The sequence below is a fragment of the Luteibacter sp. genome (assembly GCF_051958795.1).
Lineage (GTDB): Bacteria > Pseudomonadota > Gammaproteobacteria > Xanthomonadales > Rhodanobacteraceae > Luteibacter.
On record NZ_JBQCFT010000297.1, the window covers coordinates 1 to 9054 of the forward strand.

General features: G+C 65.5%; 8 protein-coding genes. 2 read left to right on the plus strand and 6 right to left on the minus strand.

Features of this window, described 5'->3' with window-relative positions; translation table 11 throughout:
* Positions 1 to 318: 318 nt before the first annotated feature.
* Entirely contained in the window at positions 319 to 1521 is a 1203-nt protein-coding gene (gene sucC, locus ACTHLF_RS15515; RefSeq protein WP_440328360.1) for an ADP-forming succinate--CoA ligase subunit beta, read from the plus strand.
* Between the two features lie 13 nt (positions 1522 to 1534).
* Positions 1535 to 2407, plus strand: a complete 873-nt coding sequence (gene sucD, locus ACTHLF_RS15520; protein ID WP_247329115.1) for a succinate--CoA ligase subunit alpha — start codon at positions 1535 to 1537, stop codon at positions 2405 to 2407.
* A gap of 79 nt (positions 2408 to 2486) precedes the next feature.
* Here the strand turns inward: sucD and ACTHLF_RS15525 are convergent, their stop codons facing one another.
* From ACTHLF_RS15525 to ACTHLF_RS15550, 6 genes are all read right to left on the minus strand, one after another.
* On the minus strand, positions 2487 to 3536 hold the full coding sequence (locus tag ACTHLF_RS15525) for a reprolysin-like metallopeptidase (RefSeq protein WP_440328362.1): 1050 nt from the start codon (positions 3534 to 3536) through the stop codon (positions 2487 to 2489).
* Between the two features lie 808 nt (positions 3537 to 4344).
* Positions 4345 to 5451 (minus strand): NAD(P)/FAD-dependent oxidoreductase, encoded by a 1107-nt coding sequence (locus ACTHLF_RS15530; protein ID WP_440328363.1) that lies wholly within the window; start codon positions 5449 to 5451, stop codon positions 4345 to 4347.
* Positions 5448 to 6200 (minus strand): L,D-transpeptidase family protein, encoded by a 753-nt coding sequence (locus ACTHLF_RS15535; RefSeq protein ID WP_440328365.1) that lies wholly within the window; start codon positions 6198 to 6200, stop codon positions 5448 to 5450. Before ACTHLF_RS15535 ends, ACTHLF_RS15530 begins: the two co-directional genes overlap by 4 nt.
* Positions 6201 to 6218: 18 nt before the next feature.
* Positions 6219 to 7052 (minus strand): MurR/RpiR family transcriptional regulator, encoded by an 834-nt coding sequence (locus ACTHLF_RS15540; RefSeq protein WP_440328367.1) that lies wholly within the window; start codon positions 7050 to 7052, stop codon positions 6219 to 6221.
* Positions 7053 to 7066: 14 nt separating this feature from the next.
* Positions 7067 to 8158 carry a dipeptide epimerase gene (locus ACTHLF_RS15545; protein WP_440328369.1) on the minus strand — a complete coding sequence of 364 codons (1092 nt, stop codon included), beginning with the start codon at positions 8156 to 8158 and terminating at the stop codon, positions 7067 to 7069.
* A 20-nt stretch (positions 8159 to 8178) separates the two neighbouring features.
* Positions 8179 to 9054 (minus strand): NlpC/P60 family protein (locus ACTHLF_RS15550; protein WP_440328370.1); only part of this gene is annotated, 876 nt, incomplete at its 5' end.

Consider the following 9054-nt stretch of genomic DNA (forward strand, 5'->3'; position numbering starts at 1 on the left):
ACCGCCGCCTGGCCCAGCCGGAAGTAATTGAAAAAGAAGAGTTCGTGGCGGGCCGTGGCCTGGTTTGCCCGGGCGATCGCGGTCATGGTCGGCACGGGCGTGGACACGTCTATGGCTCTCCGCCGGGCGGCCCCGGGGGCCTGGGATGACGGCCAGTATAGGGCCCCCCTGATACACGGCAACACGCGCGTACGGCAGGTGTGAACCAGGCCGCCCCTTTCCTTTGGGGGCGCCATCGTCGAAAATACGTGGCCGTATTGCGCCGTTTTGCGTAGTTCGCGTGTTATCCCCCATCCCCGCACCGGTCGCCCGCGGCCTGTGCGTGTTCACTCGCTTTTCTCCGTTCGCTCGAGGTATCGAATGAATTTCCACGAGTACCAGGCCAAAGAACTGTTCGCGAAGTACGGCATCGCCGTGCCCCCGGGCAAGGTTGCCAACTCTCCCGACGCCGCTGTCGACGCCGCCAAGCACCTTGGTGGTTCGCAGTGGATGGTCAAGGCCCAGATCCATGCCGGTGGTCGCGGCAAGGCCGGTGGCGTCAAGTTCTGCCGCAGCCTCGACGCTGTCCGTGATGCCGCCAAGGGCATGCTCGGCACCAACATGGAAACCTACCAGTCGGCTGGCCGCGCGCTGCCGGTGAACCTGGTGCTGGTGACCGACGCGACCGACATCGCGAAGGAACTCTACCTGTCGATCCTCACCGATCGTGACACCAAGGCCATCTCGTTCATCGCCTCCAAGCACGGCGGCGTCGACATCGAGCAGGTCGCCCACGACACGCCGGAAGACATCCACACGCTCGTGGTGGATTTCGTCGAAGGCCTGCAGCCGTACCAGGCGCGTGAACTCGCGTTCAAGATGGACCTGGAAGGCAAGCAGATCGGCCAGTTCGTCAAGATCATGCTTGGCCTGTACAAGCTGTTCAACGAGAAGGACCTGGCCCTGGTCGAGCTGAACCCGCTCGCCATCCTCGAAGACGGCAACCTCGCCGCCCTCGACGGCAAGGTCAACTCCGACGACAACGCCGAATTCCGTCACCCGGACCTGGCCGCCATGCGCGACCAGACCCAGGAAGACGCGGCCGAAGCGGCTGCCGTGCAGCACAACCTCAACTACGTCACGATGGACGGCACCATCGGTTGCATGGTCAACGGCGCAGGCCTGGCCATGGCGACCATGGACGTCATCAAGCTGGCGGGCGGCGAGCCGGCCAACTTCCTTGACGTCGGCGGCGGCGCCACCAAGGAGCGCGTGACCGAGGCGTTCAAGCTCATCCTCTCGTCGGACAAGGTGAAGGCCATCCTGGTCAACATCTTCGGCGGCATCGTGCGTTGCGACCTGATCGCCGAAGGCATCATCGCCGCGGTGAAGGAAGTGGGCCTGAAGATCCCCGTGATCGTCCGCCTGCAGGGCACCAACGTCGACCAGGGCCGCGAGCTCCTGGCCAACTCGGGCCTGGCGATCACGCCGGCCGACGATCTCAACGATGCGGCCCAGAAGGCCGTGGCCGCAGCGGCCTGAGGAGCGAAGTAACATGAGCGTCCTGATCAACAAGAACACCAAGGTCCTCGTCCAGGGCTTTACCGGCCAGCAGGGCACGTTCCACGCCCAGCAGGCCCTCGATTACGGTACCCAGGTCGTGGGTGGCGTGACCCCGGGCAAGGGTGGTTCCGAGCACATCGGCCTGCCGGTGTTCAACACCGTGCGCCAGGCTGTCGACCAGACCAAGGCTGATGCCTCGGTCATCTTCGTGCCGCCCCCGTTCGCCGCCGATTCGATCCTCGAAGCCATCGATAGCGGCATCAAGGTCATCGTCGCGATCACCGAAGGCATCCCGGTCCTCGACATGATGCGCGTGAAGAACGTGCTGAAGTCGCACCCGGACGTCGTGCTCGTCGGTCCGAACTGCCCGGGTGTCATCACCCCGGGTGAGTGCAAGATCGGCATCATGCCGGGCCACATCCACAAGCCGGGCAAGGTTGGCATCGTTTCGCGTTCGGGCACCCTGACGTACGAAGCGGTCTTCCAGACCACCAACGAAGGCCTCGGCCAGTCGACCTGCATCGGTATCGGTGGCGATCCGATCAACGGCCTGAACTTCATCGACTGCCTGAAGCTGTTCCAGGACGATCCGCAGACCGAAGGCATCATCATGGTCGGCGAAATCGGCGGCAGCGCGGAAGAAGACGCGGCTGAGTTCATCAGCCAGTACGTCAAGAAGCCGGTCGTGTCGTTCATCGCTGGCGCGTCGGCTCCCCCGGGCAAGCGCATGGGCCACGCCGGCGCGATCATCTCGGGCGGCAAGGGCACGGCGGAAGCCAAGTTCGCGGCTCTCGAGAAGGCGGGCGTCACCACGGTGAAGTCGCCGGCCGACCTCGGCAAGACCCTCGCGGGTCTGATGAAGTAATACCGCTTCGCTTCGGCGGAACGACGAAAGGGCCCCGCATTGGCGGGGCCTTTTTTTTGGTCGGTGATGCGCCGTGCGATCAATCCTCGATCGGCGGCCCTTTGTGCGGGTTCCATGCCGCGTCCGGGACCTCGATGGCGTACCGCCGTATACGGCGCTCATTCTCCGCCGAGTAGCGATAGCAGTTCGAGCGGAACACGGAGGAGGTCGCGAGCATGTTGCTCTCGCACCACCAGCCGCCGCGGTACTGCACTTCAGCCGCGGCGTGCGTGGCGCCAAACATGTGGCCCAGTTCATGGGCGAGGATGCGATACCGGCCAGCGATGCTTGCCACGGCGGCGTTGCCACCCTGCCAGGCCACGCCACCGACGCCTGGCGCGGGCGCCGCGAGGGTGACCAGGACGTACTTGCGCAGGTGGCTGTCGTCCAGGTCTTCATCGCCTGCCCATTGCTCGACGACAGTCATCCAGTCGAGCAGCACGTGCCCGTGCATGTAGGGCATGTCCGACAGGCCCTGGATGGGTGGGTGGTAGCGAACGTCAACGCGTGCGAACGGCAGGATGCGGAGCGCGTCTGAGAGCCACCACGCCACGTAGCCAGCGTGGACCGCCTCGCGAGTCATGTATCCGGTGACATCGTTGTGCACGAACATGTGGATATCCACTGTCTGCGGCTCACCAGGTGTCTCCGCGCTGCGCCGGACGCGTTCGCGTGTCGGGTCTCCTCGCTGAACTGCGAGAGGCTCGGGCAACTCGTGCGATGCGGCACCATCCTCCATTTCGAACACGCGCGTTTCCACGTCTTCACCATCGGCCAGGGTGATGTCGAGCCTGCGGCCACCGCGCGTCAGTACGGCCGGCCGCCCGTTGAGCGTGGCGCGGTACATGCGGGCCGGCGGCGCATCGCCGAAATAGACCGACGCAGGAATGGCCTCGTTGACCGATAGCTGCTCTTCACCGTTGCCCGTTGCGCCGTCATCCCGCGGATGGGTGGGTGGCAGCGCGATGATCGCGGGAAGCCCGGCGGCGACACTCCGGTCGAAATCCCGGATGACTGCCTTGTCGACCGTGGCAGGCGCTGGGGTGGAAATGATGAGGGCGAGCAGGAAGATGCCAATCCGTTGGCGCATGGGTGTTCCTCTAGGGCGGTGGCGTAGCTTAGGCGACGCGCAGCGCCGTCCGGCGCCGAACTGCCGCGCGCGAGTCCGAGGACTACACGTGTTTGGGAAAACGTCGCGTGCGCACTGCGGCGTGCGCTATCCACAGGTTGTGTGGATACCCTCTGCACAAGCGTGTGTATAAGTCGCACGGCGCCTTCGGCAACAAGCACTTGGGTTGTGCTGCTGACGCTTTGACCAGCCCATGGGATTCATCCACAGCCTGTGTGGATACGCGCTGCATAAGCATGTGCATAAGTCGCGCCTGGGCTTTGGCGACAACGACTTGCGTTGCGCTGGTCAATCCGTGCGCAGCGGGGCGCGTGGATGCGTGCGCCGATATCCACAGGGAATGTGGGTATCCGATGCATAACAGTGTGGATAAGTCGCGTCTCACAAGGTGAGACAACGACTTGCGTCGGCGTGGTCAATGCGTGACCACATGGCGAGCCAGGCCATCGCGCGCAAGCGCGCTCCCACAGTGACGAGCCACGGCCAGGTCGAACCTACCCCTGGGGGAGCGCGCTTGCGCGCGATGGTTTCGCGACAGCGCCCCGATATCCACAGCGAATGTGGACAGCACCTGCATAAGCATGTGCATAACTCGCAACGCGCCTTCACCGACAACCACTTGCATTGCACTGGTCAATCTCTGCCCAGATGGATGTGCGCAAGTGCGTCGATATCCACAGGGTGTGTGGGTATCAACTGCATAACAGTGTGGATAACCCGCATCTCATATGTTGCGACAACGACTTGCGTTGTACTGGTCAATGCGTGCTCAGCGTGGCGCGAGCATCGCCGCGGTGATGCCTGTATCGGCGAGGTGCGTGGGCATGGCCTGGCCAAGGATGATCGACGCGCACGCTTCCGCCATCGCCGCGCTGGTCTGGATGCCGTAGCCGCCTTGTGCCGCGAGCCAGAAGAAGCCGGGTGCGTCGTGGGCGAAGCCGCCGACGAGGTCGCCGTCGGGTACGAAGCTGCGCAGGCCGGCCCAGGTGCGCGTGGGCCGGCGGATGCTCATCGTGGTGGCTTCCTCGATCCGGTGGATGCCGAGCGCGATGTCGTACTCCTCGGGCTGCACGTCGTGCGGATGGGTCGGGTCGGCGTTCGCCGCCGAGCCGAGCAACAGGCCGGCATCGGGCTTGAAGTAGAAGCTTTCGTCGAGGTCAACGACGAAGGGCCAGTCCTGGCTCGCCATGCCTTCCGGTGGTTCGAACAGGAAAGCCGAGCGGCGGCGTGGCTCCAGGCCGATCGACGCGACGCCGGCGAGGCTGGCGATGACGTCGGCCCAGGCACCCGCCGCGTTGACGACGACCGGTGCCTGCAGGCTGCCGTTGATGCACCAGCCACCGGCTTCCCGGGTCACGCTGCGCACCTCGGTATCCAGTTGCACGGTGGCTCCGCGTGCCTTCGCGCCGCGCAGGAAGGCCTGGTGCAACTCGTTGACATCGATGTCCGCGGCGTCCGGTTCCCAGATCGCCGCATGCGCGGCTTTCCTGCGCAGTACCGGGACCGCATCGTGTACTGCGTCGCCATCGAACCACGCCAGGCTGCTGGTACCGGCGCGCATCAGTTCGAAATCGGCGCGCAGAATGTCTTCCTGCTCGGCGCGCGCGACCACCAGCGAGCCGCGCGTGTGCAGGATGGGGTGATGGGCGAAGCCGGCTGGCGGACGCTCCAGGAACGGCCGCGTCGCCCGCGAGAGGGCACGGACCTGGGCGGACCCATAGGTCTCGCTGAAATGCGCCGCGGAGCGCCCCGTTGTGTGCATGCCGGCGAAGACCTCGCGCTCGAGCACGAGGACGCGCGCATGCGGTGCGAGGAACCAGGCCACCGAGGCGCCCGCGATGCCGGCGCCGACCACGATGATGTCGTAGGAACTCATGGCGCGGGCAGGTTCCAGGTATCGCGCAGGCGGGCGTACTCGGCCTTCGGCAGCAGCACGAACACGGGCTTCTTCGAAGGGTCGAGCCAGGCGAGCAGGCGTTCCATGACATCGTCCGCCATGGCCGTGCAGCCTGCGGTCCCGGACGTCGGCGTCTTCCACAGGTGCGCGAAGATGCAGCTGCCCGCGCCCTTCTTCCCATCAGGGTTGTGCTCGATGACGAAGCCGATGCGGTAGGCGTGATCGCCCTGGAAATGGATGTCGCGGCGCATGGCTTCGGTGGCCCCGGCCACGGCCTTCTCGCCGACCTTTTTCTCGTCGACGAGCTGGTTGTAGTACGGCGAACCGTCGACATCGACGCAGTAGTCGGAGGCGGTGAGTCCCACGTAGGGAAGCGCGGTCGGATTCGACTCGGCATAACCGAAGGCCTTGCCGATGCGGATCACGCCCGCAGGGCTGCGCCCGTCACCCTCGCGCTTCTGCGGGCCATCGGCCTGCGCTGGCGAGAGGCCGACGCCCCAGGCACTCCCGGTCTTGCCGATGACCACGGGCGAGGCGTTGCCGACCGCTTTCCACTTGCCACCTTCGCGCACATACGTGCGCAGCGTGCCTTGCTTCGCATCCCAGCCATCGGTGGTGACCACCACCATCTGCCGGGAGACGGACCATGCGACCGGTGCTTCGAAGGCGCTGGCGGCGAGGGGGAGCGAGAAGGCGATCAATCCGGCGAGCCGGGGCAGGAGGGCCATGGTGGGCTCCGCGAAGGGCTAGGGTTCCAGCAGTTGCTGGGTACGGTCCAGGTTTTCCACCAGGTGAAGGTGGCGCTGTTCGTCGCCTTCGCACAGGTGGATGAAGAGCGTATCGACCAGGTGCTGCACGGTCGTCTGGTAGATCAGGGCCTGCACGTACGAGGCGTCATCGTGCGCGGCGACCACGAGCGACAGGTCGGCCATCGTACGCAGTGGGTTGGCGGTGTGCCGCGTCACCGTCACCACGCGGCCGCGCCGCTCGCGCACGAAACGGGCGATCTTGGAAAGCGCCGGGTGGCGGCCGTGCTCGGAGAACACCATCAGCACATCGCCGGCCGTGACCATGCCGACCTGCGCGGCCATGCGGCCCACGTCGGCGTGGCGGATGGCGGGGATGCCCAGCAGCGAAAGACGCATGGCGAACGCGCGCACCTGCAGGTCATCCTCACCCAGCCCGATCAGGAACACCTTGCCCGCGCGGCCCAGGGCGGCCACCACGGCGGCCATGGTTTCAGGTGTATTGATCGCGTGCGTCGCTTCCTCGGCCTGGGTCTTGCGGGCCCAGAGTTCGGCGCCCACGGTATCGCCGGAGCGCTGCGCTTCCGGGGCGTCGTCGTCGCTGACCCGGCCGATCACTTCGCCCACCGCGTACTTCAGGTCCGGGTAGCCGCGGAAGCCGAGCTTCTGGGTGAACTTGACGACGCTGGACTGGCTGATGCCCAGCGCGTTCGCGAGTTGTTGCGACGAGTAATCGCGCAACAGGTGTGCGTTCTCCAGGATGAAATCGGCGATGCGCCGCTCCACCGCGCTCATGCGGTCGCGTTCGGAGCGGATTTTCACCAGGGGTGACATGCCGTCGGGTTCCCTCAAAGCGCTTCCAGGCCGCGGATCTCGCGGATGCCAAGGCCGGGGGCGTCCGTGATCGAGATTTCCGATTCGTTGAACGTGACCCCGCCGTCGACCGGATCGTAGGCGCATAGCGAAGGGCCGTCGAGGTCGACCTTGGTGATCACATCGGACTTGGCCACGGCCACGTGGACGGCCGCGGCCACGCTGATGCTGGATTCGAGCATGCAGCCGATCATGCACTCGATGCCGTAGAGGCCGGCGATGTCGGCGATCTTGATCGCGTTGGAGATGCCGCCGGTCTTCATGAGCTTGATGTTGATGATGTCGGCTGCGCGCATGCGGATCAGCTCCATCACTTCCATGGGGCCGAACACGCTTTCATCCGCCATGACCGGCGTATGGACGCGCTCGGTCACGTAGCGCATGCCTTCGAGGTCACGCGCCTTCACCGGCTGCTCCACGAGTTCGAGGCGCACGCCGGCATCTTCCAGCGCGTGCAGCGCATAGACCGCTTCCTTCGCCGTCCAGCCCTGGTTGGCATCCAGGCGGAGCAGGGCGCGGTTCTCCACGGCGGCATGGATGGCGCGGACGCGCTCGATGTCCACGCCGATATCCTTGCCCACCTTGATCTTCAGCGACTCGAAGCCGCGCTCCACGGCGGAGACGGAATCCGCGACCATCTTGTCGATGTAATCGACGCTGATGGTGATATCGGTGGTGATGACCGGATCGCCACCGCCCAGCAGCTTGTACAGCGGCGCGTTGTACAGCTGGCCCCACAGGTCGTGCACTGCGATCTCCACGGCGGCCTTGGCGCTGGTGTTGCGCTCCATGGCGCCCTGGATGAGCCGGGTGATCCGGTTGAGGTCGGCGATGTCCTCGCCGATGAGGCGCGGTGCGATGTAGTGGCGGATGGCATCGACGATGGAGCCATGGGTGTCACCGGTGATGACGGCGGTGGCCGGCGCTTCGCCGTAGCCTACGCGGCCGTCGTCGGTATGTACCATGACGACGATATCCTCCACGCTCTCGACGGTGCGCAGCGCGGTCTTGAAGGCCGTTTTGAGCGGCACGCGCAGCATGCCGAAGCGGATGTCCGTGATCTTCATAAAGTCCTGTCGTTCGGCGGTTAGCGGATGCGCACGATGCTGGTCATGCGATCGACGAAGGTCTGCGTGTCGTTGAACATCATCGGCAGCAGGGGCGTGACGGAGACGGCGTTGAGCTTCACGCGGCGCATGCTCCCGTCAGCCTGCCGGTAGCTCATCCCGCCCACGTCGTGGATCACGTAGGGCTGGCCGTCGAGCTTGCCGATCACCATCATCACGTGGCCCGGGATATAGACCAGGTCACCGACCTCCAGCGCCATCGCGGCTTTCACGCGCGCATCGTGGCTGTCCTTGTCGGTGTACAGGGTGTGGTCGAGGCCGGGGCTCTTCGCCTGGTCGCCGGTGTTGCGTGGCATCTGGACGCCCATGCTGCGATACACATCGGATACGAACCCGCTGCAGTCGCGGCCGTTGTAGGCGTGGCCCCAGCCATAGCGCTCACCCAGGAACTTGAACGCCTGGCGGATGATGTTCGCGCGGGTCAGCGGGAGGTAATCCGCGGCGGAATCCTGGTTGCGCTGGAGCAGCGCGGGGTGGAACGACAGCGTGCCGTCCGCGCCGCGTAACGGCAGGCTCAGCGTCCACGACGTATACGCCGTCTGCCCATTCACAGGCTGGTCGGCCGCCACGCTGGTGTCCAGCGGCACGCGCGTTCCCATGTCCAGCTGCAGCTCGGACAAAGCAGGTACTTCCGGGGTGTAAACCATGTCCGGCTTCGCACCCGTGATCACGCGGTAGGGCGTGGCGTCCACATGCGCGAAGATCGCCTGTGCATCCCCCAGCGCGATGTCGTCCGCATGCATCCACGCGGCATAGCGCGGGCTCACGACGAAGGCCCACTTCCCGTCCTGGCTGGTGTGCACGACGACCAGCGGATCGCCGGGGAACAGCGTGCT